Source organism: Burkholderia sp. AW49-1, assembly GCF_053427845.1.
In genome coordinates this window covers 1-26,510 of sequence record NZ_JBSAXF010000010.1, presented here as the reverse complement: position 1 = coordinate 26,510, position 26,510 = coordinate 1, and the positions used below count along the sequence as shown (strand labels likewise).

The following is a 26,510-nucleotide window of genomic DNA, read 5'->3' as shown; positions in this document are numbered from 1 at the left end:
CGCGCCGCATCCGGCCGCCCCTCGAGACTGGAGACATCACATGGCATTGCCCGCCGTCCTGCAGAACCTGACGCTGCCCGTCATCGCGTCGCCGATGTTCATCGTCAGCTACCCCGAACTCGTGCTCGCGCAGTGCAAGGCGGGTATCGTCGGATCATTTCCCGCGCTCAACGCCCGTCCGGCGGAACTGCTCGACGAGTGGCTCACGCAGATCCAGTCCGAGCTCGCCGACCACAAGGCGAAGCACCCGGACGCGGTGATCGGCCCGATCGCGGTCAACCAGATCGTCCACCAGTCGAACGTACGGCTCGAGCATGACGTGCGCGTGTGCGTCGACCACAAGGTGCCGATCTTCATCACGAGCCTGCGCGCGCCGGCGCGCGAGATCGTCGACGCGGTGCACAGCTACGGCGGCATCGTGCTGCACGACGTGATCAACCTGCGCCACGCACAGAAGGCGCTCGAAGCGGGCGTCGACGGGCTGATCCTCGTCGCGGCCGGCGCAGGCGGCCACGCGGGCACGACGTCGCCGTTCGCGCTCGTCGGCGAAGTGCGCAAGATGTTCGACGGTCCGATCGTGCTGTCGGGCTCGATCGCGAACGGCGGCTCGATCCTCGCCGCGCAGGCGATGGGCGCCGACCTCGCGTACATGGGCACGCGCTTCATCGCGACGCAGGAAGCGCACGCGGCCGAGGACTACAAGCGCGCGATCGTCAATGCGAAATCGTCCGACATCATTTACACGAACCTCTTCACCGGCGTGCACGGCAACTACATTCGCGAGAGCATCGAGAAGGCCGGCCTCGATCCGGACGCGCTGCCGGAATCGGACAAGTCGAAGATGAATTTCGGCGGCGACAAGGCGAAGGCGTGGAAGGACATCTGGGGTGCCGGCCAGGGCGTCGGCCTGATGGACGACCTGCCGAGCGTCGGCGCGCTCGTCGAGCGGCTGAAGCGCGAGTACGACGACGCGAAGGCACGGCTCGGCATCGCCCGCTGACGCGGGCGGCGGGTTGCGCCGCCACCGCCGCACATGACGTCGGGCAAAAACAAAAAAAGCGCGAACCGCAACGGCTCGCGCTTTTTTCATGTCCGCCCGCAGGCGGCCGACGCCGGTCAGCCCGTGCGCTTGATCCGCGTGATCGGCAGCACGCGCAGGCGCGACTCGATCGACGGGCACAGCGACTGACCTTCGAAACGTGCGGCGAGGAAGTCGACGAACGAGCGCACCTTCGCGGATACGTGGCGGCGGCTCGCATACACCGCGTAGATCGGCGCCTCGTGCGGCGGCACCGAGTCGAGCAGCACCGGCACGAGGCGACCGGATTCGATGTCGTCGCCGATCACCTCGGTGCCGAGCAGCGCGATGCCCGCGCCGGCGAGCACCGCCGCGCGCAGCCCCTCGAGATGGTTCACGATCAGGTTGCCGTTCAGGTTCACGCGCGACGCGGCGGCCGCGTCGATCACCAGCGAATCGAGCATCGTCGAATTCGAATCGCGGCGCAGGTAATTGTGATGCGCGAGATCGGCAATCGTCTGAGGCGTGCCGTGCTTGTCGAGATACTCGGGCGACGCGACCAGCAGGATGTGCGCGGTCGCGATCTGCCGCGCGACCAGCGACGACGATTTCAGCCCGTTCGGCGCCGCGCGCACCGCGACGTCGTAGCCTTCCTCGATCAGGTCGACCACGCGATCGGACAGCGTCATGTCGACGGTCACGTCCGGGAACCGGCCCGCATAATCGGTGACGGCCTGCATCACGTGCCGCAATCCGAACGCGGACAGCGACGTCACGCGCAGGCGGCCCTGCGGCACGACACTCGCGGCGCCGACCGCCTGTCCGGCTTCGTCGAGTTCCGACAGCGCCTGCACGAGGCGCTCATAGTATTCACGTCCCGCCTCGGTCGGCGCGACACGTCGTGTCGTGCGGTGCAGCAGCCGTGCGCCGAGCTGCTGCTCGAGATGCATCACGTGCTTGCTCGCCATCGCGGCCGACATCTGCATGCGCTCGGCCGCGCCGACGAAGCTGCCCACTTCGACGACGTAGCGAAACACATTCATGCTGACGAGGGTATCCATCGAACTAGCTCGTAATTCCTGGGAATCATGCAATTACGGGATAGGGTAACAAAGGCAAGGAAACAAGAAGGTCAACAAAGGCAAAACGGCGCCGCGGGAAGCGGCGCCGTTTCGGGGGCGGAAGACCGGCAGGCGGGACGCGCGCTGCGTGTGCGCGTCCGGCGAACGAGTCGTCAGAACTTCGCGCGGATGCCCGCGCCGAACGTGTTGCCGCTCGACAGGCCGCTGATGTGGTCGTTCATGTAGGCCGCGTAGACGTCCGTGCGCTTGGACAACGGATAGTCGTAGCCGACGGCCCAGGTCTGGCGCGTCTGGTCGAGGCCGCCGCCGTCGCGCGAGTACGCATACGACGCCATCGCGTTGCCGACACCGAGCGGCACCGACACGCCGCCCTGCGCGGTGTTCACGTGCCAGCTGCCGGCGACCTGGTCGTTCTTCGTATACATGTACTGGCCGAACAGCTTCACGTACTTCAGGTCGTAGGTCGCGCCGACCAGCCCGATGCCCTGGCTCTTCATGCCGGTCACGAGCGAGCTCAGGTCCTGCGGGCCGTTGTTGAAGTTCACGTACTGGTAGACGGCGGTCGCCGCGAACGGGCCGTTCGCGTAGTTGAACTGCGCACTCCACTTCTTCGAGCGGTTGTCGCCGGCCGTGTTGCCGAGCGCGTACATCGCCGCGAAATTCAGGCCGCCGAACGAAGGCGACGTGTACGACAGCGCGTTGTTCCAGCCCGAATCGCCGACCGCGCCCTGGTCGCTCGGATAGGTCGGGAACGTGCCGAGGCCGAGGAACACGTGGTACACCATCGGCGAGAAGGTGTACGAATCGTAGAACGGGTTGAACAGGATCGTCGACAGGAACAAGTGCGTCGTCAGGCGGCCTGCCGTCACCGTGCCGTACGGCGAGCTGACGCCGACGTATGCGTTGCGCGCGAAGAACGTGTCGCCCTGGAAGCGGCCGAACTGGCCGTTCTGCGCGCGGAAGAAGCTCTCCAGCGTGAAGATCGCCTTGTAGCCGTTGCCGAGATCCTCGGCGCCGTGCAGGCCCCAATACGACGTCGACATCCCGCCGCCCGACACGTTCCATGCGCGATCGCCGCCGGGGAACTTGGTTGCGCCGATCCATTCGTCGACCTGACCGTAGAGCGAGACGCTCGACTGCGCGTGGACGGGTGCGGTTGCGGCCACGCAGGCGGCCGCGGCGATCAGCTTGACGGACGTGCGCGACGCACGGCGAGCGAATGCTTTCATGGGATCTCCAGGTTTTGTCGAATGTCGATAAGTGGCGCGAGCGTTGTTTTTTGGAGCCGATTGCTTGCGTCGTATGGGGCGCAGCCATCTTTACGGATCATGCGTCCGGTCAAAATTGCGCACACTTATTGCGGGTATAGCGGCAGCATTAACTTCGCGGAATCGGCACATGGCCAGGCGCGCCGCAACGGCCCCGCGCGGGGCGGACGCGCGACGGGACGGCCGCGGGGCGCGCGCGTGCCGGGCGCGAAAGATAGCGCAATGCGACGGGAAAATCAGCGGAAATATGCGCGCGACTGTGGCGAATTCGCATCACGGCCGGCGGGGGGAGGAACGCGCGGGGCGCTCAGTTTCGGTAGAACGGGGAAAAAAACGGCGAGTGCGACGGTTCTTCCTGCGCGCGGGGGGGCGGCATCGGACGGCCGCCGCGCTCCTCGTTGTAGCGCGCGACGTCGGCGCGGATGGAGCCGGCGCGCAGCGGCACGTTGCCGCCGCCCGGCGGGCGCGGCATCTGGCGGGAGTCGGCGCTGATCGGACGATACGGGCTTTGCGCGGCGTAATGGCCGTAGGACGGCGTCGGCCGCAGCCCCCAGCGGGAGCCGCCGCTCACGCCGCCGGCACGCGCGCCGCCCGGCGGCAACGCCCGGCGCCACACCGGCGCGTTGCCGGCCGGCTGGCCAAAAGCGCGCATGTCGCCGCCACCGAATCCGTGACCAAAACCGTGACCGCCGCCGAACGCCGGACCGCCGTGCGGCGGTTGCGCGAGCGCGAGCGGCATCAGCAGCGCGCCGAGCACGCCTGCCACCCATCGTCCGACCTTCAGTTTCACCCGTTCCGTCATCATTCAGTGCCTGTTTCCGCTCGCCGCCGGTCGTTTCCGGCCGACGCGAGCCTTTCAGCAGTAATTTATGAGCGGCCCGAAACGGTGTCGAGCCAAAAAGTGTTAGGTCGCGGGCATCGGTGTAACACCATGTTACTGCTAGGTTTTTTCACTTCAGGGCGCAATCGCGGCAGAACATTCTTCTGTCGTTTTGCGCATCGGCCGCCCGCCGCCACATGCGACCGATTCATCAATCGATTCGCACAATGAATTTGTTTATTGAATGACCAACCGGGACAATGGCGGTTTCGCGCGCGCGACATGCGCGCCTGCCGTTTCCGAATCGAGTTCCCCGATGGCCCGTCCCCGTTTCCTTCCCGACAACTTCACGCTCGCACTCGTCGGCACCGTCGTGCTCGCGAGCCTGCTGCCGTGCCGCGGCCCGGCCGCCCATGCGTTCAACTGGGCAACCAACATCGCGGTCGGCCTGCTGTTCTTCCTGCACGGCGCGAAGCTGTCGCGCGAAGCCGTCGTTGCGGGCGCGACCCACTGGCGGCTGCATGCGGTCGTGCTGCTCAGCACGTTCGCGCTGTTCCCGCTGCTCGGCCTCGCGCTGAAGCCGGTGCTGCAGCCGCTCGTCACGCCGGCGCTCTATGCCGGCGTGCTGTTTCTGTGCACGCTGCCGTCCACGGTCCAGTCGTCGATCGCGTTCACGTCGATCGCGAAGGGCAACGTGCCGGCCGCCGTGTGCGCGGCGTCCGCGTCAAGCCTGCTCGGGATTTTCGTGACGCCGGCCCTCGTCGGGTTGATGATCACGTCGCAGTCGGCCGCGGCCGCGTCGCCGTGGAGCACCGTCGGGAGCATCGTGATGCAGTTGCTCGTGCCGTTCGTCGCCGGCCAGTTGCTGCGGCCCGTGATCGGCGGCTGGATCGAACGCAATCGCGGCGTGCTGCGCTTCGTCGACCAGGGATCGATCCTGCTCGTCGTCTACGTCGCGTTCAGCGAGGCCGTGAACCAGGGGCTCTGGCACCAGATACCGGCGCGCGCGCTCGGCGGCCTGCTGACCGTCAACGTCGTGCTGCTCGCGATCGCGCTGGTGCTGACCACGTTCGTCAGCAAGCGGCTCGGCTTCAACCGCGCCGACCAGATCACGATCATTTTCTGCGGCTCGAAGAAGAGCCTCGCGGCCGGCGTGCCGATGGCGAAGGTGATCTTCTCCGCGCAGGCGGTCGGCGCGATCGTGCTGCCGCTGATGCTGTTCCACCAGATCCAGCTGATGGCGTGCGCGGCGCTCGCGCAGCGCTGGGGTGCGCGTGACATGCGCGGCGAGCGTGCCGGCGACGAGGGTGCGGCCGGCGCCCCACGCGGACGCGGCGCGCTGAGCGCGGGCAAGCGCTGACGCGGGAGACCGCGCGGCCGGCATGGCCTGCCGTGCGGGCGTATTCGCGTCTTTCTCGTTTCGCTTTCCGCTTCTTCCGCTTCTTCCGCTTCTTCCGCTTCTTCCGCTTCTTCCGCCGCCCCGCCGCCCCGCCGCCCGCCCGCCCGCCCTCCAACGCGACGCATGCACCATCGACGCGCATCGCGTCACGAAATCTTCATTCAATTCTCCGCGCACGCTGCCGTTAAAGTCGGGCGTCCCGTCGCCTCGGCCCTCCTCGTTCATGCCCGCGCCCCATCCCGCCTCATCCGCCGCCTCCACCACGCGCCTGATCGCGGAGCGTGCGCTCGCGGCCGTGTTCCAGCCGATCGTCGACCTCGGGTCTGGCACGGTCGTCGGCTACGAAGGCCTGATCCGCGGCCCGCGCGGCACCGACCTCGAGACGCCCGCCGCGCTGTTCGCGCAGGCCGCCCGCGACGGCGCGACCGTCGCGCTCGAACAGGCGGCCGCCCTCACCTGCCTCGACGCGTTCGCGGCGCTCGGCTGCGACGGCAAGCTGTTCCTCAACTTCAGCGCGAACACGATCCTGCAGCTCGCGCGCGAACGCGAGCGCGCGCGGCAACTGCTCGGTCGCGCACGGGTCGACGCGGAGCGCATCGTGATCGAGCTGACCGAGCAGACCGCGATGCCGGACGTCGCGCACATCGGGCCGGCGGTCGCGTCGCTGCGCGACGCCGGCATCCAGTTCGCGCTCGACGATTACGGCACCGCGAACGCGAGCATGAACCTCTGGCTGCGCCTGCACCCCGACGTCGTGAAGATCGACCGCTTCTTCATCCACGACATCGCGCGCGATCCGCTCAAGTTCGAGGCGGTCCGGGCGATGCAGCACTTCGCGCACGCGAGCGGCGCGAAGCTGATCGCTGAAGGGATCGAGAACGAGTGCGACCTGATCGTCGTGCGCGACATGGGCATCTGCTGCGTGCAGGGCTTCCTGCTCGGCCGGCCGGACGCGCAACCGTCGCCGGTCGTCGCGCCGGCCGCGCGCGACGCGATCCGCGCACCGCACATCGCGGTGTTCCCCGGTGCGACCCGCACCGTGCGGCCCGCAAGCACGATCGCGGCGAAGATGCTCGTCCCCGCGCCGGCGCTGCCGCGCGACGCGACCAGCAACGACGTGCTCGACCTGTTCAACCGGATGCCCGGCCTGCACGCGGTCGCGCTCGTCGAATGCGGGCGGCCGGTCGCGCTCGTGAACCGGCGCGGCTTCATCGACCGCTTCACATTGCCTTACCACCGTGAGGTGTTCGGGAAGAAGCCGTGCCTGCAGTTCGCGAACGACGCGCCGCTGATGATCGACAACGCGACCACGGTCGAGCAGCTCGCGATGCTGCTCGCGAGCCACGACCAGCGCTACCTCGCAGACGGCTTCGTGATCACCGAGCACGGCCGCTACGTCGGGCTCGGCACCGGCGAGAGCCTCGTGCGGGCGGTGACCGAGATGCGCATCGAGGCCGCGCGCTATGCGAATCCGCTGACCTTCCTGCCCGGCAACATCCCGATCAGCGCGCACATCGAGCGCCTGCTGGCGCGCGACGCCGGCTTCCATGCGTGCTACGTCGACCTGAACCAGTTCAAGCCGTTCAACGACCAGTACGGTTACTGGCAGGGTGACGAAGTGCTGAAGTTCGCGGCGACGGTGCTGGCCAGCGTGTGCGATCCGCAGCGCGACTTTCTCGGGCACGTCGGCGGCGACGATTTCCTCGTGCTGTTCCAGCGCGACGACTGGCACGCGCGTGCGGCCGACGCGATCGCGCGCTTCAACGACGGCGCGCAGCGCTTTTACACGCAGGCCGACCGGCTGGCGGGCGGGCTGCGCGGCGAGGACCGCCACGGCAACCCCGCATTTTTCGGCTTCGTGACGATGGCGATCGGCGCGGTCGGCGTGCCGGCGGGCGCGAACGGGGCGATGCGCTACGGCAGCGACGAGATCGCGTCGGTCGCGGCGCTCGCGAAGCGGCGCGCGAAACAGCAGCCGGGCGGCCTCGCCGTCGTCGATCTCGATGCCGGCCGCGCGGCGCTGGGCGATCGCGACTGGCCGCCGCACGCGGCGGCGGGCTGAACCGGCGGGCTGAACCGGCGGGCGGTTGCCGGTTGCCGGTTGCAAGCGTGCCGCCGGCTGTGCGGACGGTGGTGCCGGCGCCGCGCACCTGCGCCTCTGATCAACTCCGGGCAACGGCCTGCCGGCCGCCCGTCGCGGATCGGGCATCCGAACGCGTGCGCCTCGCCGATCCCCCGACACCGCCCCTTTCCGCGCGATCACCTTGCCTTTTCCGCGTTTTGTTTAGTATTTTTAGTAACGTCGTTTTCGCAGATTAGCGCGCAAAAACCCGTTATTTCCGGGTATTCCCCGGTTATCCGGCCCGAATTTGGCTCGGCGTTTTACTATACAATCGCCGTCACCCTAAACAAACCGGACCCGAACGATGGGCACCACCATTCGCGACGTAGCGCGGGCGGCAGAGGTCTCGATCGGCACCGTCTCCCGCGCGCTGAAAAACCAGCCGGGCCTGTCGGAAGCCACGCGGGCGCGCATCGTCGAGATCGCGCAGCAGCTCGGCTACGACCCGGCCCAGTTGCGCCCGCGCATCCGCCGGCTCACCTTCCTGCTGCACCGCCAGCACAACCGCTTTCCCGCCAGCCCGTTCTTCTCGCACGTGCTGCACGGCGTCGAGGACGCGTGCCGCGAGCGCGGGATCGTGCCGACGCTGCTCACGGTCGGCCCCAACGACGACGTGCTGCGCCAGATGCGCCCGCACGCGCCCGACGCGATCGCGGTGGCCGGCTTCATCGAGCCCGAGACGATCGAGGCGCTCGCCGCGACCGGCCGGCCGCTCGTGCTGATCGACCTGTGGGCGCCCGGCCTGCGCTCGGTGAACATCGACAACGCGACGGGCGCGGCGCTCGCGATGCGCCACCTGCTCGCCATCGGCCGCTCGCGGATCGCGTTCATCGGCGGCTCGGCCGCGCACTTCAGCATCGCGCAGCGCGCGATCGGCTACCGCCGCGCGTTCTTCGAGGCCGGCCGGCTGTTCGATCCCGCGTACGAAGTGACGATCGACGCCGGGCTCGACCCCGACACCGGCGCCGCGCGCGCAATGCAGCAGCTGCTCGACGCGCCCGGCCCGCGCCCGGACGCCGTGTTCGCGTACAACGACGCCGCCGCACTCGCCGCCCAGCGCGTGTGCATCGCGCGCGGCGTGCGGATTCCGGAAGACATCGCGATCGTCGGCTTCGACGACATCCCGGCCGCCGCGCACGCGAACCCGCCGCTCACGACGCTCGCCGTCGACAAGGAAGCGCTCGGCCGCCGCGGCGTCGAACTGCTGCTCGCCGAATCGCCCGAGCGCACCGAGATCTCCCTGCCCGTCGAACTGATCGTACGGGCCAGCAGCCAGCCCGCCGGCTCACCGGCACTCGATTCCGCCACGGTCACCGAATCATGAACATGCCCCCGGTCCACTCCAGCACGGCCGCGCCGGCCGCCCACGCCCAAGCGGCACCGTTCGTCGCGAGCTTCCGCGATCCGTCGTTCCTGCTGTCGCACATCGAGGACACGCTGCGCTTTTACGCGCAGAACGCGTTCGACCCGACGGGCGGCTTCTACCATTACTTCCGCGACGACGGCAGCATCTACAACCGCACGTCGCGGCACCTGGTCAGCAGCTGCCGGTTCGTCTTCAACTACGCGATGGCGTACCGGCATTTCGGCGATCCGCGCCACCTCGACCACGCACGCCACGGGCTGCGCTTCCTGCGCGACGCGCACTGGGACGAAGCGCTGCAGGGCTACGACTGGGAACTCGACTGGCGCGACGGCGCGAAGCGCGCGACGCTCGACGGCACGCGCCACTGCTACGGGCTCGCATTCGTGCTGCTGGCGGCCGCGCACGCGACGATGGCCGGCATCGACGAAGCGCGCGCGCTGATCGCGTCGACCTACGAGCTCGCCGAGCACCGCTTCTGGGACGCGGCCGCCGGCCTCTACGCGGACGACGCGACGCCGAACTGGAACGTGTCGTCGTACCGCGGCCAGAACGCGAACATGCACATGACGGAGGCGCTGCTCGCGGCGTACGAGGCGACCGGCCATCTCACCTATCTCGATCGCGCGGAGAAACTCGCGACCCACATCACGCAGCGCCAGGCTTCGCTGTCGGGCGGCCTCGTGTGGGAGCACTACCATGCGGACTGGTCGGTCGACTGGGACTACAACAAGGAAGACAGCTCGAACATCTTCCGTCCGTGGGGCTTCCAGCCCGGGCACCAGACCGAATGGGCGAAGCTGCTGCTGATCCTGGAGCGGCACCGCCCGCTCGACTGGCTCGTGCCGCGCGCGGCCGAGCTGTTCGACGCGGCGCTCACGCATGCGTGGGACGCCGATCACGGCGGCCTCTGCTACGGCTTCGGCCCCGACTTCACGATTTGCGACCACAACAAGTATTTCTGGGTGCAGGCGGAAACCTTCGCGGCGGCTGCGATGCTCGGCGCGCGCACCGGCAGCGAGCGCTTCTGGGACTGGTACGACGAGATCTGGCGCTACAGCTGGGCGCATTTCGTCGATCACCGCTACGGCGCGTGGTACCGGATCCTCACCTGCGACAACCGCAAGTACAGCGACGAGAAGAGCCCGGCCGGCAAGACCGACTATCACACGATGGGCGCATGCTACGACGTGCTCGCGACCCTCGCGCGCGCGGCGCGCAGCGAGCCGACGCAATGAGCGGCGGCACCTTTCCGGCCTTCGTGTCGGCGGGCGACATCCTGACCGACATGGTGCGCGCGGGCGACGCGCAGTGGACCTCGGTGCCGGGCGGTGCCGGCTGGAACGTCGCGCGCGCGGTCGCGCGGCTCGGCGTGCCGAGCGCGCTCGCGGGCGCGATCGGCGAAGACTGCTTCTCCGATGTGCTGTGGCGCACCAGCGAGGCGGCCGGGCTCGACCTGCGCTTCCTGCAGCGCGTGCCGCGAGCGCCGCTGCTCGCGATCGTCCACGAGACGCGCCCGCCCGCGTACTTCTTCATCGGCGAAGCGAGCGCGGATCTCGCGTTCGACCCGGCGCGGCTGCCGGCCGGCTGGGCGGCGCACGTGAAATGGGCGCACTTCGGCTGCATCAGCCTGGTGCGCGAACCGCTCGCGGGCACGCTGGTCGCGCTCGCGGCCGACCTGCACGCGCGCGGCGTGAAGATCAGCTTCGATCCGAACTACCGGAACCTGATGACGGCCGCGTACCGGCCAACGCTCGAGAAGATGGCCGCACTCGCCGACCTGATCAAGGTGTCCGACGAGGACCTGCGCCATCTGTTCGGCGGCGACGGCCCCGATGCGGTCGCCGCGGTGCGCGCGCTGAATCCGCGCGCGGCGGTGCTCGTCACGCGCGGCGCGCAGCCGGCGACGCTTTACGCGGACGGCGACGTGCTCGAAGCCAGTCCGCCGCGCGTGGAGGTGGTCGATACCGTCGGCGCGGGCGACGCGTCGATCGGCGGCATGCTGTTCAGCCTCATGGCCGCGCCGCAGCGGTCGTGGCGCGAGCATCTCGCGTTCGCGCTCGCGGCGGGCGCCGCCGCGTGCCGGCATACGGGCGCGCATGCGCCGACGCTCGACGAGGTCGTCGCGCTGCTCGAACGGTGACGGGACGATGACGGCGCGATGATCGGTCGCCGATTAGCGGCGCTGTACATGCTGCGCCGCAGTGCTACGATGAAGTGTCCTATTGCGGGAGAGGCACGATGGACACGAACACGTTCACGAAAGGCATCTACACGGCCAAGGCGCACACGCAGCACGCCGCCAACGGACAGTTCCAGGGTTACGTGATCCTCGCCCGGGACGACGGCGACGAGACGGAAAACATGCGCTACGACGTCCACACGACGAGTCCGAGCGAGGAAGAGGCGTTCAACGAAGCGAAGGCGCTCGCGCACCGGATCCTCGGCGAAATCGAGCTGTGACGCGCGAACCGTGATGCGCCGAACCATCACACGCGCGCCGCGGCCCGGTCGCGGCGCGCCGCCGCATTCGGCGCGGCTCAGAGCAGCCGCGCCACCATCGACACCAGCATCGTCAGCACCAGCGTCGACATGAACGGGAACGGGTAGCGCCGCCCGCCGAGCGTCAGCGTGACGTCGCCCGGCATCCGCCCGATGCCGACCTTGCCGAGCCACGGCCAGCAGCGCGTCAGGATCATCACCGCGACGAACGACGCCATCAGCCAGCGCAGCATCCCGGGCTCTCCGTCAGAGCGCGTGCGAGCGGTCGCCGCGCGCGAATGCGTCGAGCGTGCCGTCGATCCCGCGCGAGAACGCAATCACCTTGAACAGCTCGCCCATCTCGGCTTCCGAGATCAGCTTCTGAACCGCGTTCGCGGCCGGCAGGAACTGGTGGATGTCGGACGGATCGATCGCGGCCAGCGCGTCGGTGATGCCCGCGTTCAACAGGAAACGCGCCTGCGACGTGTAGCCGAGGAGGTCCGCGCCGGTCGCGACGCCCGCGTCGTAGATGCCGGTGAATTCGACGTGCGCGGTGATGTCCTGCAACCCCGGGTACAGGAATGCGTCGTCATGCGCGTGGTGGCGGTAGTGGCACATCAGCGTGCCGCGGTCGCGCTGCGGATGGTAGTACTCGTGCGCGGGGAAACCGTAATCGACCAGCAGCACCGCGCCGCGCCCGAGCATCGTGCATACGGTACGCGTGAACGCCAGCGCGGCTTCGTGCGTCTCGGTCACGTAGCCGTCGTCGACGTCGAGCGTCGCGAGCACCGGCGGCAGGCCGGCCGCGCCGGCGGGCCGGTCGTCGAACACGAACGCGTGCCGCGCGTCGAGCGCGACGCCGCGCTCGAGCCACGCGCCGTCCGCCTTCGCAAACAGGCGCACCGGCATCGCGTCGAGCACCTCGTTGCCGACCACGACGCCGTCGAAGCGCTCGGGCAGCGCGTCGAGCCAGCGCACCTTCCCGGCGAGCGCCGGCGCGGCCGCCTCGATCGTGTCGCGCTGCCGTTCGCGCAGCTCGCCGGACAGGTCGACGATCAGGTATTCGTCGAGCTCGACGCCGAGCGCATCGAGCGCGGCGAGCAGCCCGGCCGCGAGCTTGCCCGTGCCGGCGCCGAACTCCATCATGCGGCGCGTGCCGCTTGCCGCCAGCGCTTGCCCGACGGGATTCGCGAGCGTCTGCGCGAACAGCGGCGACAGCTCGGGGGCCGTCACGAAGTCGCTGCCGTCGTCGGCGCGGCGGCCGAACTTGCGCGCGCCGCCGCTGTAATAGCCGAGGCCGGGCGCATACAGCGCGCGCTCCATGAAGCGGTCGAACGGCAGCCAGCCGCCGGCCGCCGCGATCTCGTCGCGCAGTTGCGCGGCAAGGGTTTCGGACTGCGCGAGCGCGTCAGGGCCGGGAGCAGGTAAACTAGCGGGTTCGTGAGCTTTCGGGTTCATCCCGGCATTGTAAATGACCGTTTCAGCCGATACGTCGCCCCCGCGCATCGTGCTCGTCGCCGGCGCGCTGGGCAGCGCGGCCGACGCCGCGTCGCTCGGTCGTGCGCTCGCGACCGGATTCGCGCAGCGCGGCTGGGACGTCGCGCTGCAGCGCAGCCCCGGCACGCCGTGCGCGGCCGCCGACGCGCTCGTCGCCGAAGTCGCCGCCCACGGCCGCCGTGCAGCCGTGCTCGACGCCGATCTGGCCCTGGAAACCGACGCGGCCGCGCTCGTCGCCGCGTGCGGCGCGGCGCTCGGCCGGCCCGCCTGCGCGGTGTTCGTGAGTGCCTGCGCCGGCACCGACGACGCGCACACCGTGGATGGCGCATCGCTCGCCGCTGCGCTCGCGCGCAACGTGACGGCGCCGCTCGCGCTGGCCCGGGCGCTGGCCGACGCGACGCCCGACGCCGCGCGCGACGACGAATCGCTGCGCGCGTGCGCGATCCACGTGCTGGATCAGGCCCTGTTTCACCCGGCGCCGGCGCGGTTGTCGCATGCGCTGATGCAGGCCGCGCTGAACCGCGCGACCGCCGCGCTGGCGCTGGCCCTCGCGCCGAAAGTGCGCGTCGCGGCGCTCGTGCGCGGCCATGCGCCGCACGCGAACGACATCGCGGCGGCGGCCTGCTATCTCGCGAGCGCGCCCGGCGTCACGGGCGCGACGCTGACCGTCGACGGCGGCGAGCACCTGGTGCCGCACGCCGTCGGCCCGAATGAATGAACTGCGCGGATCGCGCGGCCTGATCGCCGCCACCCGCGCCGCTTTGCGTGCGCGCACGCCAACTTGACTGGGACGACCATGTTTTCCGCTCTCCTGCACCCCCGCCTCGCGGACTGCCGCAGGCTCTACCTGCGCGACTACGAGGTGCACATCAACATCGGGGCCTTCGAACACGAGAAGCGCGGCGAGCAGCGCGTCGTCATCAACGTCGACCTGTTCGTGCCGCTCGCGCTGTCCACCCCCGTCGACGACCGGCTGCATGAAGTCGTCGACTACGACCTGATGAAGCAGAGCGTCGCGCAGTGCGTGGCGCGCGGCCACATCCACCTGCAGGAAACGCTGTGCGACGCGATCGCCGCGAACCTGCTGGCGCACGACGCCGTGCGCGCGGTACGCGTCTGTACCGAGAAACCGGACGCCTATCCGGACTGCGACGCCGTCGGCGTCGAAGTCTTTCGCATCAAGGACGAGGAGCGCGCATGAACGCCCCCCACATGAACGACACGGCGGCCGACGGCGCCGCCATCGAAGCCACCGCCGCCGACACTGGCCGCCGCGCGCTGACGCGCCGCGAGCAGAAGGAAGCGTACGAGAACAACAAGCTGTTCAAGCGGATCGTGCGCCAGGTCGGCCAGGCGATCGGCGACTACAACATGATCGAGCAGGGCGACAAGGTGATGGTGTGCCTGTCGGGCGGCAAGGACAGCTACGCGATGCTCGACGTGCTGCTGCGCCTGCGCGAGCGCGCGCCGATCGACTTCGACATCGTCGCGGTCAACCTCGACCAGAAGCAGCCGGGCTTCCCCGAGCACGTGCTGCCCGAGTACCTGACGCAGGTCGGCGTGCCGTTCCACATCGAGAACCAGGACACCTACAGCATCGTCAAGCGGCTCGTGCCCGAAGGCAAGACGACCTGCTCGCTGTGCTCGCGGCTGCGCCGCGGGATCCTGTACCGCGTGGCCGGCGAGCTCGGCGCGACCAAGATCGCGCTCGGTCACCACCGCGACGACATCCTGCAAACCTTGCTGCTCAACATGTTCTACGGCGGCAAGCTGAAGGGAATGCCGCCGAAGCTGCAGTCGGACGACGGCAGGAACGTCGTGATCCGCCCGCTCGCGTACGTGAAGGAAACCGATCTCGAGAAATACGCCGAGCTGCGCGAATTCCCGATCATCCCGTGCAACCTGTGCGGCAGCCAGCCGAACCTGAAGCGCGCGGAAATGAAGGCGCTGATCCGCGAATGGGACAAGCGCTTCCCGGGCCGCGTCGACAACATGTTCAGCGCGCTCGCGAACGTCGTGCCGTCGCACCTGATGGATACGACCCAGTTCCCGTTCGCGTCGCTGCGCGCGACCGGCGAGGCCGATCCGCAGGGCGACATCGCGTTCGACGAGGAGCCGTGCGCGTCCGGTGAAGAGACCGCCGCGCCGGGCTCGGCGAAACCGATCTCGATCGTCCAGTTCGACGACCTGTAAGCGGGGTCCGAACACTCGCCGGAACCGGGGCCGCGGCCTCGTTCCGGCGCTGTCGCCCCGCCGCGACAGGCCCGGAACGACGGGGGCCGCATGCTAAAATGGACGGCTTCGAACTCCTCTGACAAGCTGGCGCCATGAATATCGTGATTTTGGCGGCAGGCACCGGCAAGCGCATGCGCTCCGCGCTGCCGAAAGTGCTCCATCCCCTGGCCGGCAGGCCGCTCCTCTCCCACGTCATCGCCACCGCGCGCACGCTGCAGCCGTCGCGGCTCGTCGTCGTCGTCGGTCACGGCGCCGAGCAGGTCCAGGCCGCCGTCGCCGCGCCCGACGTCCAGTTCGCGGTGCAGGCCGAGCAGCTCGGCACCGGCCACGCGGTACGCCAGGCGCTGCCGCTGCTCGATCCCGCGCAACCGACGCTGGTGCTGTACGGCGACGTGCCGCTCACCCGCGCGTCGACGCTGCGGCGTCTCGTCGACGCCGCGCGCGAGGGCCGCTACGGAATTCTGACCGTCACGCTCGACGACCCGACCGGCTACGGCCGCATCGTGCGCGACGCGTCCGGCTTCGTCACGCGCATCGTCGAGCAGAAGGACGCGTCGCCCGAGCAGCTGAAGATCGCCGAGATCAACACCGGCATCATCGTCACGCCCACGGCGCAGCTGGCGATGTGGCTCGGCGCGCTGAAGAACGAGAACGCGCAGGGCGAGTACTACCTGACCGACGTCGTCGAGCTCGCGATCGAGGCCGGCTTCGAGATCGTCACGGCGCAGCCCGACGACGAATGGGAAACGCTCGGCGTGAACAGCAAGGCGCAGCTCGCGGAGCTCGAGCGCATCCATCAGCGCAACGTCGCCGATGCGCTGCTCGTCGACGGCGTCACGCTCGCCGATCCGGCGCGGCTCGACGTGCGCGGCACGCTGCGCTGCGGCCGCGACGTGTCGATCGACGTGAACTGCGTGTTCGAAGGCAACGTGACACTCGCCGACAACGTGACGATCGGCGCGAACTGCGTGATCCGCAACGCATCGATCGGCGCGGGCACGCGCATCGACGCGTTCACGCACATCGACGGCGCCGAGCTCGGCGCGAACACCGTGATCGGCCCGTACGCGCGGCTGCGTCCGGGCGCGCAGCTCGCCGACGAAGCGCACGTCGGCAACTTCGTCGAGGTGAAGAACGCGGTGATCGGCCACGGCTCGAAGGCGAATCACCTCACCTACATCGGCGACGCCGACATCGGCGCGCGCGTGAACATCGGCGCGGGCACGATCACCTGCAACTACGACGGCGCGAACAAGTTCCGCACCGTGATCGAGGACGACGTGTTCGTCGGCTCCGACACGCAGCTCGTCGCGCCGGTGCGCGTCGGCCGCGGCGTGACGATCGCGGCCGGCACGACGATCTGGAAGGACGTCGCCGAAGGCGTCCTCGCATTGAACGAGAAGACGCAGACCGCGAAGAGCGGCTACGTCCGGCCGGTCAAGAAGAAGAGCTGAACCTTTAGCGGGCGCCCGGACGGCGCCCGCGTCGACTTACAGGATTGACCATTCATGTGCGGCATTGTCGGCGCAGTTGCGCAGCGTAATATCGTTCCGGTGCTGATCGAAGGATTGCGGCGCCTCGAATACCGTGGCTACGATTCGTGCGGCGTCGCCGTGCTCGAGCCGGGCGCGCCGAAGCGCGCGCGCAGCGTCGCGCGCGTCGCCGATCTCGACGCGCAGGTGCGGGAATCGCATCTCGAAGGCACCACCGGCGTCGCGCATACGCGCTGGGCGACGCACGGCGCGCCCGTCACGCACAACGCACACCCGATCTTCTCGTCGAACGCGCTCGCACTGGTGCACAACGGCATCATCGAGAACTTCGAGACGCTGCGCGAAGCGCTGCGCGCGAAGGGCTACGAGTTCGTGTCGCAGACCGACACCGAAGTCATCGCGCACCTCGTGCACAGCCTGTATCGCGGCGACCTGTTCGCGGCCGTGCGCGAAGCCGTGCAGCAGTTGCACGGCGCGTATGCGATCGCGGTGACGCACAAGGACCAGCCGCACACCGTCGTCGGTGCGCGCCAGGGTTCGCCGCTCGTCGTCGGCCACGGCGACGGCGAGAACTTCCTCGCATCCGACGCACTGGCGCTGGCCGGCAGCACCGACCGCTTCACGTTCCTCGAGGAAGGCGACGTGTGCGAACTGTCGCTCGACGGCGTGAAGATCGTCGACCGCCACGGCGCGCTCGCGCAGCGCGAGATCCGCGTCGTCAGCGCATACGGCGGCGCGGTCGAGCTGGGCCCGTATCGCCACTTCATGCAGAAGGAAATCTTCGAGCAGCCGCGCGCGATCGGTGACACGGTGCCGCAAACCGAAGCGTTCGACGCGACGCTGTTCGGCGAGGCGGCCCCCGCCGCGTTCGCGGACATCGACAGCCTGCTGATCCTCGCGTGCGGCACGAGCTACTACTCGGGCCTCACCGCGAAGTACTGGCTCGAATCGATCGCGAAGATCCCGACCCAGGTCGAGATCGCGAGCGAATACCGCTACCGCGAGTCGGTGCCGAACCCGCGCCAGCTCGTGCTGGTGATCTCGCAGTCGGGCGAGACGGCCGACACGCTCGCCGCGCTCAAGCACGCGCAGTCGCTCGGCCACACGCATACGCTCGCGGTGTGCAACGTCGCGACGAGCGCGATGGTGCGCCTCACCGAGATGCAGTTCCTGACGCACGCGGGCACCGAGATCGGCGTCGCGTCGACCAAGGCGTTCACGACGCAACTCGTCGCGCTGTTCGTGCTGGCCGCGACGCTCGGCAAGCTGCGCGGGCACGTCGACGCCGCGCAGGAAGCGCAATTCCTGAAGGAACTGCGCCACCTGCCGGCCGCGCTGAACAGCGTGCTCGCGCTCGAGCCGCAGATCATCGCGTGGTCGGACGAATTTGCACGCAAGGAAAACGCGCTGTTCCTCGGCCGCGGGCTGCACTACCCGATCGCGCTCGAAGGCGCGCTGAAGCTGAAGGAAATCTCGTACATCCACGCCGAGGCCTATCCGGCCGGCGAACTGAAGCACGGGCCGCTCGCGCTCGTCACCGAAGCGATGCCGGTCGTCACGGTCGCGCCGAACGACACGCTGCTCGAGAAGCTGAAGTCGAACATGCAGGAAGTGCGCGCGCGCGGCGGCGAGCTGTACGTCTTCGCCGATGCCGACACGCAGATCGTCAACGACGACGGCCTGCACGTGATCCGGATGCCGGAACACTATGGGCAACTGTCGCCGATCCTGCACGTCGTGCCGCTGCAACTGCTCGCGTATCACACCGCATGCGCGCGCGGCACCGATGTCGACAAGCCGCGCAACCTCGCGAAGTCGGTGACGGTGGAGTAAGCAATCGGCGCAGCGCGGTCCGGCGCGCCGACGAGACAGACGGAGAGACCATGGTAAGACTGTTTGGATGCGGATTGCTGGCGCTGAGCTTCGCGTCGACGGGCTGGGCGGCCGAGCACTACGTCGAAGTCTGGAACCCGCCCGAGGCGCGATTGCCGGCCGCGCGCACGCCGGATGCCCGTACGCCGGCAGCGCGCCCAGGTGCAGACGCGCACGCGGGCGGCAAGACCGTGGAAAAGCACGCGAGCGTGCAGCCGAAGGCTGCGGTCAGGCCGCACAAGCGCCGCGTCGCACAAGCCGTGAAAACCGCACCGCATCGACCGACCGCCGCGACGGTCGAAACACCGGCCGCACCGCGCCCGGTCGCGCAGCCCGCGCCGGGCCGGCTCACGGTGATGCAGCCTGCCATGCCCGATACGCCGCACGCACTCAAGTTCTCGGACATCCCGCGGCAATACACGCCGGACGGCAACGTGCTGCGTGTCGGCACGGGCAGCCGTTCCGCGGAGGTGACGCGATAATGGAAGCGCAAACCTATCACGGCTACCAGATCTGGGGCCATTCGATCCTGCAGCAGGATGAAATCCTGCAGCCCGAACGCTTCGCGGCGAGCGGCACGATCACGCAGAACAATCGGCTCGTCGAAGCGTCGGGCGTGCTCGGCGTGTTCGATACCGAGGACGAAGCGCGCGAAGCGGGGCTCGAATGGGCCCGCGCATGGATCGACAGCCATCGCTGAACGGGCCGCGCGGCTGCGCGCCTTCAACGCAAGAAGAAAGGGGCGTCCATGACGCCCCTTTCTGCATTCGGCCCCGGCCCGATCACGCAACCGGCCGTGGCGGCGGCACCACCGTCCGGGGCCGGCCAACGAGCCGCGCCAGCACGACGATCGCGACCAGCGTGACAACGTACGCCGCAATCTGGATCCCCGCCGGACGCGCGGTGTAGCCGATCAGCGTATGCAGCGCCTTGCCGACGATGCTCGATTCCTTGAGCAGCCACGAGGTATCCCACACCGCATCGCCCCATGACGGCACGAGGCCGGCGGCAAGCAGGAAGCCGACGCACTGGCTCGCCATTCCCGCCGCGAGCAGCACGATCAGCGCATTGGTGACGGAGAACAGGCGCTTGAGCGGAATCTGCAACAGGCCCGCATACATCGCGTAGCCGAGCCCGGCGCCGCCCAGCACGCCGAGCAGCCCGCCGACGATCATCTGCGGCATCTGTCCCGGATCGCCCGCCGCGATGCCGTACAGGAACAGCACGGCCTCGGAGCCTTCGCGCAGCACCGCGACACCGACGACGATCGCGAGCCCCGTCAGCGGCCGGCTGCCGGCCGCGACGGCCCGGCCGACCTCGCCCATGTGCAACGCCATCTCGCGGCCGTGGCGGCTCATCCAGATGCAGTGCCACGCCAGCATCAACGTCGCGACGAACATCACGCCGGCGTTGAAGACTTCCTGCCCCATGCCGGACGCCCATTGCGAGATCACGTCGGCGAACGCGGCGATCAGGCCGGCGCCGATCACGCCGCCGACGAGCCCGCCGCCGACCCACCAGCCGCGCTTCGGCACGCCCTTCGTCGCGGCCATCACGATCGAAACCACCAGCGCGGCCTCGAGCACTTCACGAAAGACGATCAGGGCGGTAGACAGCATGGCGATATCCGCTTATTTGACGGTCAGGTGCGTTTTCGACTGCGCTTCGTGATACTCGTCGTGGAACTCGTAGGTGCCGGCCTTCAGCGGCCCGACCAGGATCTCGACCGACTTGCCGGCCGGCACGACCTTCTCTGCCTTGAAATCGTCGCTTTCGAATTCCGCGGGCGTCGCGTCGAGGTTCTTCACGACGAATTTCACCTTCTTGCCGGCCGGAATCGTCACGCCGTCGGGCGAAAACTTGTGGTCCTTCAGCGTCAGGTTGAAGACGTCGTCGGCAGCGAATGCGGACGTTGCCGATGCGCCCAGCAGGGCCAGTGCGAAACCGAAAGCGAAGCGATTCATACGGGTAACGAAATGAAATATCGAGGGGAACCGATAGTAAGATCGATTCGCATTTCCCTCTCCAAGTACCCTTACTGAGGGCATGGGCATCGCGCATCATAGACATGACATGCACCTTGTCGCGCAAGGCTCCGCCAGATTTCGCCAACAATCCCCGACCGTCAATCGGGAAAAATTCGGACTGACGCACATGGGCGGATTGCGATTCGTCTGACTTCAGCTTTACAAATTGCCTATGTGGCGCCGAACGCATCGAAGGGGCTTGACCTTCCCACCATGGCAAGCTTCATGCTGGTCATGCTTGTCAATCGCCAATCAACCCAGGAGAACACGATGGAATTCGAAGTTCAGGACATGACCTGCGGCGGCTGCGCCAACGCCATCACGCGCGCCGTGACGGCAGCGGACCCCGCCGCGAAACTCGACATCGACGTGGCCGCGAAAACGGTCAAGGTCGAATCGGCGCAAGGCGCCGAACGCGTGCAGTCGATCATCGAAGCCGCGGGCTTCCACCCGGCCCTGCGCTCGGCCTGACGCGCGCGGGCGCGGCGCCCGTCGGCACCGCGCCCCGCACATCGGCCGCGTCAGCGCAGCCGGATCAGCGTCGACTTCAGCTCGGTGTATTTCTCGAGCGCGTGCAGCGACTTGTCGCGGCCGTTGCCCGACTGCTTGTAGCCGCCGAACGGGAAGTTCATGTCGCCGCCTTCGTCGTAGCAGTTCACCCATACCGTGCCCGCCCGCAGCCGGCGCGACACGTCGTGCGCGGTCGTGAGATTGGACGTCCACACGGCCGCCGCGAGCCCGTACTCGGTATCGTTCGCGATCCGCACCGCCTCGTCGACATCGTCGAACACGATCACCGACAGCACGGGGCCGAAGATCTCCTCGCGCGCGATCTTCGCATCCGGCTTCACCTCGAACACCGTCGGCTCCACGTAGAAGCCGCCGGTCTCCTCCTTCACGCGCGCGCCGCCCGTGACGAGCGTGCCCTCCTTGCGCCCGGCATCGATGTAGCCGAGCACGCGCTCGAGCTGGATCCCGTCGACGATCGCGCCCATCGATACCGACGGATCGAGCGGGTTGCCCGGCACGTACGCGCGCGCGGCCTCGACGAGCTTCTCGATGAACGCGTCCTTGATGTCGCGATGCACGAGCAGGCGCGAGCCGGCCGTGCACATCTCGCCCATGTTGTAGAAGATCGCACCGGCCGCGGCCTGCGCGGCGCGGTCGAGGTCCGGACAATCGGGCAGCACGATGTTCGGCGACTTGCCGCCGAGTTCGAGCCACGCGCGCTTCAGGTTCGACTGCGCGGCGTACTGCATGATCAGCTTGCCGACTGCTGTGGAGCCGGTGAACGCGATGCAGTCGACATCGCGATGCAGCGCGAGCAGCTTGCCCGGTTCGCCCGCGCCTGGCACGACGTTGAACACGCCGGCCGGGATGCCTGCCTCGTATGCAAGCTGCGCGACGCGGATCGCGGTCAGCGGCGATTTCTCCGACGGCTTCAGCACGACGCTGTTGCCGGCCGCGAGCGCCGGGCCGAACTTCCATGCGGCCATCAGGATCGGGAAATTCCACGGCACGACGGCCGCCACCACGCCGACCGGCTCGCGCGTGACGAGACCGACGAGATGATGGTCGGCCGGCGCGACTTCGCCGCCGACCTTGTCGATCGCTTCGGCGAACCACTCGACGCAATACGCGGCGCCCGGCACGTCGACCGTCGTGGTGTCGCCGATCGGCTTGCCCGCATCGAGCGTCTCGAGCAGCGACAGTTCGTCGAGATGCTCGCGCATCAATGCAGCCCAGCGCAGCAGCACGGCCTTGCGCGCGCGCGGGTTCAGTCCGGCCCACACGCCGGCGTCGAACGCGCGGCGCGCGGCCGCGACGGCGGCGTTCACGTCGGCCTCGCCGCAATCGGCCACCTTCGCGAGCACGCGGCCGTCGATCGGGCTCACGCAGTCGAACGTCCTGCCGCCGTGCGCGTCGCGCGACGCGCCGTCGATGAATGCGCGCCCGTCGATCGTGAGCGACGCCGCCTTGTCCTGCCAGTCAGCCAAAGTCAACTTGTTCATCAGGATGCCTCAATTGTCGTGGCATTCGCGCTGCGGCACGCCGCGCAACGGCAACGCGGCCGGCGGCGAATGCGGTGATGCGCGGTCAGAAGGTGGCCGGCGAATTTGCCGACACGACCTCGCAGAGCTGTTCCGCGCTGGGATTGCGAAAACGGTGCGGCAAACGGCTTTCGAAGTAGTAGCCGTCTCCGGGGTCGAGCAGCCACGTCGCGCCGTCGACGGTGAGCTCGAGCCGGCCCGACACGACCACGCCGCCCTCGTGCCCCGCGTGCGCGAGCATCTCGGGCCCCGTATCGGCGAGTGGCTGATAGATCTCGCGCATGATGCACATGTTGCGGTCCTTCACGCCCGCGCCGACGAGATGAAACGCGAGCGCGTCGTTGCCGAGATTCGGCATCTCGTCACGGCGCGATACGACCGAGCGCGATTCGACGAGTTCGAACGTGAAGAACTCCGCGAGACTCATCGGAATGCATTCGAGCAGTTTCTTCAGCGAGCCGACCGACGGGCTCACGCGCCCCTGTTCGATCAGCGAGATCGTGCCGTTGGTCACGCCGGCCCGCTTCGCGAGTTCGCGCTGCGACAGACCATGCTTGTTGCGCACGAAACGCAGGCGCTCGGCGACTTCGGTGGACATCGATTCGGTTTCGGACACGATAGGAGTGCGGTGAAAAAGTGAAACGACGCGTTGAACGGCATTACGCAGCCGTTGAATATTCTAATCACTTTATGCCGCACATCAGCGGGGAAAACCCTGAAAGGCGTTCGAAATAATGAACACCCCGCGAGCCATTCCAATTGCGAATCTTTTGTTCGAAGCGCCTCGGGAAAGCCCTGACATGAGACCGTCAAAAAACATTTGACGCCGTTTTTGGCTCGTATATGCTGGCTCTCAGGTCAGCGTCATTGGCACCGAAAAACGTTGCTGCAACGTAAAAAACGATGCCCGTCGATGTAAATGACGCAGGGCCGGCACCTCGATTATTTTAAACGCCTCGCGCGCCGAAACGATCAGGTGTTCAATACTTTCAACAAACCAGTCGAGTGTAATCGTGAGAGTCCGTGGCCCTCTGGTGAGGTGGGATCGAGGCGATGTGCGAAGTTTGCGCAGCGCTGCTCCCGCTTCCGATGGCAGTTGCGGCTGGCATAGTCCTCGCCTGCTGCATCTGTCGATCTACACCATCCTGTCCCGTCGTTCCGTTCGCCGTCACAACGCCGTTTCCGCACGCGCGTTCGTGGCCGTCGATACCGACGAAGTCGCATCGCTGCTGCCATAGCGCCTCTCCTCCTTTTCTCGTCGTTCGTTTCGATTGCCTGCTCGTTAGCCGCGTTATCTGCGCGGTGACGGAACGCGTTCGCGCATCCATTGCCGCGTTGCGCAGCACAACGAAACGAACGACGGCCTGACCGTCGCGCGCAGCGCGGATCGCCATGCGAACCCGTTGCGCCCATTCACCAGCGGCCTTGCGCATTTCGCCAGGCTGCGGGGCCGTGTCGCGCCTGCATTTCGCGATTTTCCCGCGCAACGCACGCCACGTCCCTACGGACAACTGATTGACGTCATGGAAAGGAAACCCCTTGTCGGCATCACCGCCGACTTCACACAGATCGGCGCACATGCGTCGCACACGGTCGGCGACAAGTACGTCGCGGCGATCGTCGACGGCGCACACGCGCTCGCGATGGTGCTGCCCGCGCTTGGCGATCGCCAGTCGACCGACGATGTGCTCGCCACGGTCGACGGCCTGTTGTTTACCGGCAGCTATTCGAACGTCGAGCCGCACCTGTACGGCGGCGAGCCGAGCGCGCCCGGCACGAAGCACGATCCCGCACGCGACGCGACGACCCTGCCGCTGCTGCGCGCGGCGATCGTCGCGGGCGTGCCCGTGCTGGCCGTATGCCGCGGCTTCCAGGAGCTGAACGTCGTCTGCGGCGGCACGCTGCATCAGCGCGTGCACGAAGTGCCCGGCCTCGCCGATCACCGCGAGGACGACGACGCGCCGATGGACATGCAATACGGCCCCGCGCACGTCGTGCGCCTGACGCCCGGCGGCGTGCTGCACACGCTCGCCGGCGGCCGCGACGACGTGCACGTGAACTCGCTGCACAAGCAGGGCATCGCGCAGCTCGGTTCCGGCCTCGCCATCGAAGCCGTCGCGCCGGACGGCCTGATCGAGGCCGTCAGCGTCGCCGACGCACCGGCCTTCGCCCTCGCCGTGCAATGGCACCCGGAATGGCGGCACGCGCACGACCCGCTGTCGAGCGCGATCTTCCGCGCCTTCGGTGACGCCTGCCGCGCGCGTCGCAACGCCCGCACGCGTGCCACGGCCACCGCCGCGCTCGCCTGAGCGCGCCGACCCACATAACGAGAACAGACATGCAAGACATCGAAGACTTTCTGAAGCAGCACCGGATCACCGAGATCGAAGCGATCATTCCCGACATGGCCGGCATCGCGCGCGGCAAGATCACGCCGCGCAACAAGTTCACTTCCGGTGAATCGATGCGGCTGCCGCAGGCCGTGATGGTACAGACCGTCACCGGCGAGTATCCGGAAGACGGCTCGCTGACCGGCGTGACCGATCCCGACATGGTGTGCGTGCCCGACACGTCGACCATTCGCCTGATCCCATGGGCCGTCGATCCGACCGCGCAGGTGATCCACGACTGCGTGCACTTCGACGGCTCGCCGGTCGAGATCTCGCCGCGCTACGTGCTGCGCCGCGTGCTCGACCTGTACAAGGCGAAGGGCTGGAAGCCGGTCGTCGCGCCGGAGCTCGAGTTCTACCTGGTCGACATGAACAAGGACCCGGACCTGCCGCTGCGTCCGCCGGTCGGCCGCACGGGCCGCCCGGAGACCGGCCGCCAGTCGTATTCGATCGAGGCGGTCAACGAGTTCGATCCGCTGTTCGAGGACATTTACGAATACTGCGAAGCGCAGAACCTCGACATCGACACGCTGATCCACGAAGTCGGCGCCGCGCAGATGGAGATCAACTTCATGCACGGCGACGCGCTGTCGCTCGCCGACCAGGTGTTCCTGTTCAAGCGCACGGTGCGCGAAGCCGCGCTGCGCCACAACATGTACGCGACGTTCATGGCGAAGCCGATGGAAAACGAGCCGGGTTCGGCGATGCACGTGCATCAAAGCATCGTCGATGAGGAAACGGGCCAGAACCTGTTCACGTCGCGGGAAACCGGCGGCGCGACGTCGATGTTCTACAACTATCTCGCGGGGCTGCAGAAGTACACGCCCGCATTGATGCCGATCTTCGCGCCGTACATCAATTCGTACCGCCGGCTGTCGCGCTTCATGGCCGCGCCGATCAACGTGCAGTGGGGCTACGACAACCGCACGGTCGGCTTCCGCATCCCGCACTCGGGCCCGGCCGCGCGCCGCATCGAGAACCGGATCCCGGGCGTCGACTGCAACCCGTACCTCGCACTCGCGGCGACGCTCGCGGCAGGTTATCTCGGCATGACGCAACGGCTGGAGCCGACCGAACCGCTCGTCAGCGACGGCTACGAACTGCCTTACCAACTGCCGCGCAACCTCGAGGAAGGGCTCACGCTGATGGCCGCGTGCGAGCCGCTCGGCGAGATTCTCGGCCACAAGTTCCTGAAGGCGTATTTCGCGCTGAAGGAAACCGAATACGAAGCGTTCTTCCGCGTGATCAGCTCGTGGGAACGCCGCCATCTGCTGCTGCACGTCTGAGCGTGCACACGACCGAATACGGAATCACGGAGGAAACATGACTTACCGCAACGAATCTGCCTGGATCCAGCCGGCCGCGCCGGCCGCCGCACCGCGCACGACGCAG

At 68.0% G+C, this 26,510-nt stretch carries 27 protein-coding genes; 18 read left to right on the top strand and 9 right to left on the bottom strand.

The annotated features are described in order from the left end of the window. The first annotated feature begins 40 nt into the window (after positions 1–40). A complete protein-coding gene (locus ACV22W_RS17160; protein ID WP_448014107.1) occupies positions 41–1,000 on the top strand; it encodes an NAD(P)H-dependent flavin oxidoreductase in 960 nt (319 codons plus the stop codon). Positions 1,001–1,116: 116 nt separating this feature from the next. On the opposite strand, the gene ACV22W_RS17155 is transcribed toward ACV22W_RS17160, so the two are convergent. From ACV22W_RS17155 to ACV22W_RS17145, 3 genes are all read right to left on the bottom strand, one after another. Then, positions 1,117–2,079 carry a LysR family transcriptional regulator gene (locus tag ACV22W_RS17155; RefSeq protein WP_448020652.1) on the bottom strand — a complete coding sequence of 321 codons (963 nt, stop codon included), beginning with the start codon at positions 2,077–2,079 and terminating at the stop codon, positions 1,117–1,119. 173 nt (positions 2,080–2,252) lie between these two features. Beyond that, positions 2,253–3,329 (bottom strand): porin, encoded by a 1,077-nt coding sequence (locus ACV22W_RS17150; protein WP_448020650.1) that lies wholly within the window; start codon positions 3,327–3,329, stop codon positions 2,253–2,255. A gap of 346 nt (positions 3,330–3,675) precedes the next feature. Then, positions 3,676–4,170 (bottom strand): peptide-binding protein, encoded by a 495-nt coding sequence (locus ACV22W_RS17145; RefSeq protein ID WP_448020827.1) that lies wholly within the window; start codon positions 4,168–4,170, stop codon positions 3,676–3,678. A 334-nt stretch (positions 4,171–4,504) separates the two neighbouring features. Between ACV22W_RS17145 and ACV22W_RS17140 the strand changes: the two genes are divergently transcribed. The 6 genes from ACV22W_RS17140 to ACV22W_RS17115 all read left to right on the top strand — a co-directional run bounded on the left by ACV22W_RS17140 (position 4,505) and on the right by ACV22W_RS17115 (position 11,535). Beyond that, complete coding sequence (locus ACV22W_RS17140) at positions 4,505–5,548, top strand: bile acid:sodium symporter family protein (protein ID WP_448020648.1); 1,044 nt, start codon at positions 4,505–4,507, stop codon at positions 5,546–5,548. Positions 5,549–5,810: 262 nt separating this feature from the next. Next, the gene (locus ACV22W_RS17135; protein ID WP_448020646.1) at positions 5,811–7,649 is read left to right on the top strand and encodes an EAL domain-containing protein; all 1,839 of its coding nucleotides are present in this window, start codon (positions 5,811–5,813) and stop codon (positions 7,647–7,649) included. A gap of 364 nt (positions 7,650–8,013) precedes the next feature. Continuing rightward, positions 8,014–9,033 (top strand): LacI family DNA-binding transcriptional regulator, encoded by a 1,020-nt coding sequence (locus ACV22W_RS17130; RefSeq protein ID WP_448020644.1) that lies wholly within the window; start codon positions 8,014–8,016, stop codon positions 9,031–9,033. Continuing rightward, positions 9,030–10,310 (top strand): AGE family epimerase/isomerase, encoded by a 1,281-nt coding sequence (locus ACV22W_RS17125; protein WP_448020642.1) that lies wholly within the window; start codon positions 9,030–9,032, stop codon positions 10,308–10,310. The genes ACV22W_RS17130 and ACV22W_RS17125 overlap by 4 nt, the downstream gene beginning before the upstream one ends. Continuing rightward, on the top strand, positions 10,307–11,215 hold the full coding sequence (locus ACV22W_RS17120) for a carbohydrate kinase family protein (RefSeq protein ID WP_321851091.1): 909 nt from the start codon (positions 10,307–10,309) through the stop codon (positions 11,213–11,215). Before ACV22W_RS17125 ends, ACV22W_RS17120 begins: the two co-directional genes overlap by 4 nt. A 98-nt stretch (positions 11,216–11,313) precedes the next feature. Further along, positions 11,314–11,535: a hypothetical protein gene (locus ACV22W_RS17115; protein ID WP_059523876.1), complete on the top strand. Its 222-nt coding sequence runs from the start codon at positions 11,314–11,316 to the stop codon at positions 11,533–11,535. Between the two features lie 77 nt (positions 11,536–11,612). Here the strand turns inward: ACV22W_RS17115 and ACV22W_RS17110 are convergent, their stop codons facing one another. Together ACV22W_RS17110 and ACV22W_RS17105 are read right to left on the bottom strand one after the other, a co-directional pair. Beyond that, complete coding sequence (locus tag ACV22W_RS17110; RefSeq protein WP_059523874.1) at positions 11,613–11,807, bottom strand: DUF2905 domain-containing protein; 195 nt, start codon at positions 11,805–11,807, stop codon at positions 11,613–11,615. A 13-nt stretch (positions 11,808–11,820) separates the two neighbouring features. Beyond that, on the bottom strand, positions 11,821–13,011 hold the full coding sequence (locus ACV22W_RS17105; protein ID WP_448020640.1) for a class I SAM-dependent methyltransferase: 1,191 nt from the start codon (positions 13,009–13,011) through the stop codon (positions 11,821–11,823). 13 nt (positions 13,012–13,024) lie between these two features. On the opposite strand from ACV22W_RS17105, the gene ACV22W_RS17100 reads away from it, so the two are divergent. The 7 genes from ACV22W_RS17100 (at position 13,025) to ACV22W_RS17070 (ending at position 19,350) form a co-directional block, all read left to right on the top strand. Further along, on the top strand, positions 13,025–13,768 hold the full coding sequence (locus ACV22W_RS17100; RefSeq protein ID WP_448020639.1) for an SDR family oxidoreductase: 744 nt from the start codon (positions 13,025–13,027) through the stop codon (positions 13,766–13,768). A 78-nt stretch (positions 13,769–13,846) separates the two neighbouring features. After that, complete coding sequence (locus tag ACV22W_RS17095; RefSeq protein WP_059450683.1) at positions 13,847–14,251, top strand: dihydroneopterin aldolase; 405 nt, start codon at positions 13,847–13,849, stop codon at positions 14,249–14,251. Then, on the top strand, positions 14,248–15,243 hold the full coding sequence (ttcA, locus tag ACV22W_RS17090) for a tRNA 2-thiocytidine(32) synthetase TtcA (protein ID WP_448020637.1): 996 nt from the start codon (positions 14,248–14,250) through the stop codon (positions 15,241–15,243). Before ACV22W_RS17095 ends, ttcA begins: the two co-directional genes overlap by 4 nt. Positions 15,244–15,377: 134 nt before the next feature. Continuing rightward, positions 15,378–16,739, top strand: a complete 1,362-nt coding sequence (gene glmU, locus ACV22W_RS17085; RefSeq protein ID WP_448020636.1) for a bifunctional UDP-N-acetylglucosamine diphosphorylase/glucosamine-1-phosphate N-acetyltransferase GlmU — start codon at positions 15,378–15,380, stop codon at positions 16,737–16,739. 54 nt (positions 16,740–16,793) lie between these two features. Then, positions 16,794–18,611 (top strand): glutamine--fructose-6-phosphate transaminase (isomerizing), encoded by a 1,818-nt coding sequence (gene glmS / locus ACV22W_RS17080; protein ID WP_448020635.1) that lies wholly within the window; start codon positions 16,794–16,796, stop codon positions 18,609–18,611. A gap of 50 nt (positions 18,612–18,661) precedes the next feature. Next, positions 18,662–19,132: a hypothetical protein gene (locus tag ACV22W_RS17075; protein ID WP_448020634.1), complete on the top strand. Its 471-nt coding sequence runs from the start codon at positions 18,662–18,664 to the stop codon at positions 19,130–19,132. After that, positions 19,132–19,350 carry a hypothetical protein gene (locus tag ACV22W_RS17070; RefSeq protein ID WP_040142345.1) on the top strand — a complete coding sequence of 73 codons (219 nt, stop codon included), beginning with the start codon at positions 19,132–19,134 and terminating at the stop codon, positions 19,348–19,350. The genes ACV22W_RS17075 and ACV22W_RS17070 overlap by 1 nt, the downstream gene beginning before the upstream one ends. An 82-nt stretch (positions 19,351–19,432) precedes the next feature. Here ACV22W_RS17070 and ACV22W_RS17065 read toward each other — a convergent pair whose 3' ends face one another. Next, positions 19,433–20,269 carry an FTR1 family iron permease gene (locus ACV22W_RS17065; RefSeq protein ID WP_448020632.1) on the bottom strand — a complete coding sequence of 279 codons (837 nt, stop codon included), beginning with the start codon at positions 20,267–20,269 and terminating at the stop codon, positions 19,433–19,435. A gap of 12 nt (positions 20,270–20,281) precedes the next feature. Further along, positions 20,282–20,614, bottom strand: a complete 333-nt coding sequence (locus tag ACV22W_RS17060; RefSeq protein ID WP_448020630.1) for a cupredoxin domain-containing protein — start codon at positions 20,612–20,614, stop codon at positions 20,282–20,284. A 333-nt stretch (positions 20,615–20,947) separates the two neighbouring features. On the opposite strand from ACV22W_RS17060, the gene ACV22W_RS17055 reads away from it, so the two are divergent. Further along, positions 20,948–21,148, top strand: a complete 201-nt coding sequence (locus tag ACV22W_RS17055) for a heavy-metal-associated domain-containing protein (RefSeq protein ID WP_006754615.1) — start codon at positions 20,948–20,950, stop codon at positions 21,146–21,148. 50 nt (positions 21,149–21,198) lie between these two features. On the opposite strand, the gene ACV22W_RS17050 is transcribed toward ACV22W_RS17055, so the two are convergent. After that, a complete protein-coding gene (locus tag ACV22W_RS17050; RefSeq protein ID WP_448020628.1) occupies positions 21,199–22,689 on the bottom strand; it encodes an aldehyde dehydrogenase in 1,491 nt (496 codons plus the stop codon). 85 nt (positions 22,690–22,774) lie between these two features. Continuing rightward, positions 22,775–23,326 carry a cupin domain-containing protein gene (locus tag ACV22W_RS17045; protein ID WP_059450693.1) on the bottom strand — a complete coding sequence of 184 codons (552 nt, stop codon included), beginning with the start codon at positions 23,324–23,326 and terminating at the stop codon, positions 22,775–22,777. A 457-nt stretch (positions 23,327–23,783) separates the two neighbouring features. Between ACV22W_RS17045 and ACV22W_RS17040 the strand changes: the two genes are divergently transcribed. The 3 genes from ACV22W_RS17040 to ACV22W_RS17030 all read left to right on the top strand — a co-directional run bounded on the left by ACV22W_RS17040 (position 23,784) and on the right by ACV22W_RS17030 (position 26,404). Further along, positions 23,784–23,966, top strand: coding sequence for a hypothetical protein (locus ACV22W_RS17040; protein ID WP_006402789.1), 183 nt, complete (start codon positions 23,784–23,786; stop codon positions 23,964–23,966). A 285-nt stretch (positions 23,967–24,251) separates the two neighbouring features. After that, positions 24,252–25,037: a gamma-glutamyl-gamma-aminobutyrate hydrolase family protein gene (locus ACV22W_RS17035; RefSeq protein WP_448020626.1), complete on the top strand. Its 786-nt coding sequence runs from the start codon at positions 24,252–24,254 to the stop codon at positions 25,035–25,037. Between the two features lie 29 nt (positions 25,038–25,066). Beyond that, a complete protein-coding gene (locus ACV22W_RS17030; protein WP_448020624.1) occupies positions 25,067–26,404 on the top strand; it encodes a glutamine synthetase family protein in 1,338 nt (445 codons plus the stop codon). Positions 26,405–26,510: the final 106 nt, after the last annotated feature.

Coding starts and splice junctions, on each gene's coding strand:
- ACV22W_RS17130 (WP_448020644.1), top strand. CDS start 8,014: ATGGGCACCACCATTCGCGACGTAGCGCGGGCGGCAGAGGTCTCGATC.
- glmS (WP_448020635.1), top strand. CDS start 16,794: ATGTGCGGCATTGTCGGCGCAGTTGCGCAGCGTAATATCGTTCCGGTG.
- ACV22W_RS17060 (WP_448020630.1), bottom strand. CDS start 20,614: ATGAATCGCTTCGCTTTCGGTTTCGCACTGGCCCTGCTGGGCGCATCG.
- ttcA (WP_448020637.1), top strand. CDS start 14,248: ATGAACGCCCCCCACATGAACGACACGGCGGCCGACGGCGCCGCCATC.
- ACV22W_RS17110 (WP_059523874.1), bottom strand. CDS start 11,807: ATGCTGCGCTGGCTGATGGCGTCGTTCGTCGCGGTGATGATCCTGACG.
- ACV22W_RS17145 (WP_448020827.1), bottom strand. CDS start 4,170: ATGACGGAACGGGTGAAACTGAAGGTCGGACGATGGGTGGCAGGCGTG.
- ACV22W_RS17120 (WP_321851091.1), top strand. CDS start 10,307: ATGAGCGGCGGCACCTTTCCGGCCTTCGTGTCGGCGGGCGACATCCTG.
- ACV22W_RS17030 (WP_448020624.1), top strand. CDS start 25,067: ATGCAAGACATCGAAGACTTTCTGAAGCAGCACCGGATCACCGAGATC.
- glmU (WP_448020636.1), top strand. CDS start 15,378: ATGAATATCGTGATTTTGGCGGCAGGCACCGGCAAGCGCATGCGCTCC.
- ACV22W_RS17160 (WP_448014107.1), top strand. CDS start 41: ATGGCATTGCCCGCCGTCCTGCAGAACCTGACGCTGCCCGTCATCGCG.
- ACV22W_RS17070 (WP_040142345.1), top strand. CDS start 19,132: ATGGAAGCGCAAACCTATCACGGCTACCAGATCTGGGGCCATTCGATC.
- ACV22W_RS17055 (WP_006754615.1), top strand. CDS start 20,948: ATGGAATTCGAAGTTCAGGACATGACCTGCGGCGGCTGCGCCAACGCC.
- ACV22W_RS17095 (WP_059450683.1), top strand. CDS start 13,847: ATGTTTTCCGCTCTCCTGCACCCCCGCCTCGCGGACTGCCGCAGGCTC.
- ACV22W_RS17115 (WP_059523876.1), top strand. CDS start 11,314: ATGGACACGAACACGTTCACGAAAGGCATCTACACGGCCAAGGCGCAC.
- ACV22W_RS17150 (WP_448020650.1), bottom strand. CDS start 3,329: ATGAAAGCATTCGCTCGCCGTGCGTCGCGCACGTCCGTCAAGCTGATC.
- ACV22W_RS17075 (WP_448020634.1), top strand. CDS start 18,662: ATGGTAAGACTGTTTGGATGCGGATTGCTGGCGCTGAGCTTCGCGTCG.
- ACV22W_RS17155 (WP_448020652.1), bottom strand. CDS start 2,079: ATGGATACCCTCGTCAGCATGAATGTGTTTCGCTACGTCGTCGAAGTG.
- ACV22W_RS17100 (WP_448020639.1), top strand. CDS start 13,025: ATGACCGTTTCAGCCGATACGTCGCCCCCGCGCATCGTGCTCGTCGCC.
- ACV22W_RS17050 (WP_448020628.1), bottom strand. CDS start 22,689: ATGAACAAGTTGACTTTGGCTGACTGGCAGGACAAGGCGGCGTCGCTC.
- ACV22W_RS17140 (WP_448020648.1), top strand. CDS start 4,505: ATGGCCCGTCCCCGTTTCCTTCCCGACAACTTCACGCTCGCACTCGTC.
- ACV22W_RS17105 (WP_448020640.1), bottom strand. CDS start 13,011: ATGAACCCGAAAGCTCACGAACCCGCTAGTTTACCTGCTCCCGGCCCT.
- ACV22W_RS17135 (WP_448020646.1), top strand. CDS start 5,811: ATGCCCGCGCCCCATCCCGCCTCATCCGCCGCCTCCACCACGCGCCTG.
- ACV22W_RS17035 (WP_448020626.1), top strand. CDS start 24,252: ATGGAAAGGAAACCCCTTGTCGGCATCACCGCCGACTTCACACAGATC.
- ACV22W_RS17065 (WP_448020632.1), bottom strand. CDS start 20,269: ATGCTGTCTACCGCCCTGATCGTCTTTCGTGAAGTGCTCGAGGCCGCG.
- ACV22W_RS17045 (WP_059450693.1), bottom strand. CDS start 23,326: ATGTCCACCGAAGTCGCCGAGCGCCTGCGTTTCGTGCGCAACAAGCAT.
- ACV22W_RS17125 (WP_448020642.1), top strand. CDS start 9,030: ATGAACATGCCCCCGGTCCACTCCAGCACGGCCGCGCCGGCCGCCCAC.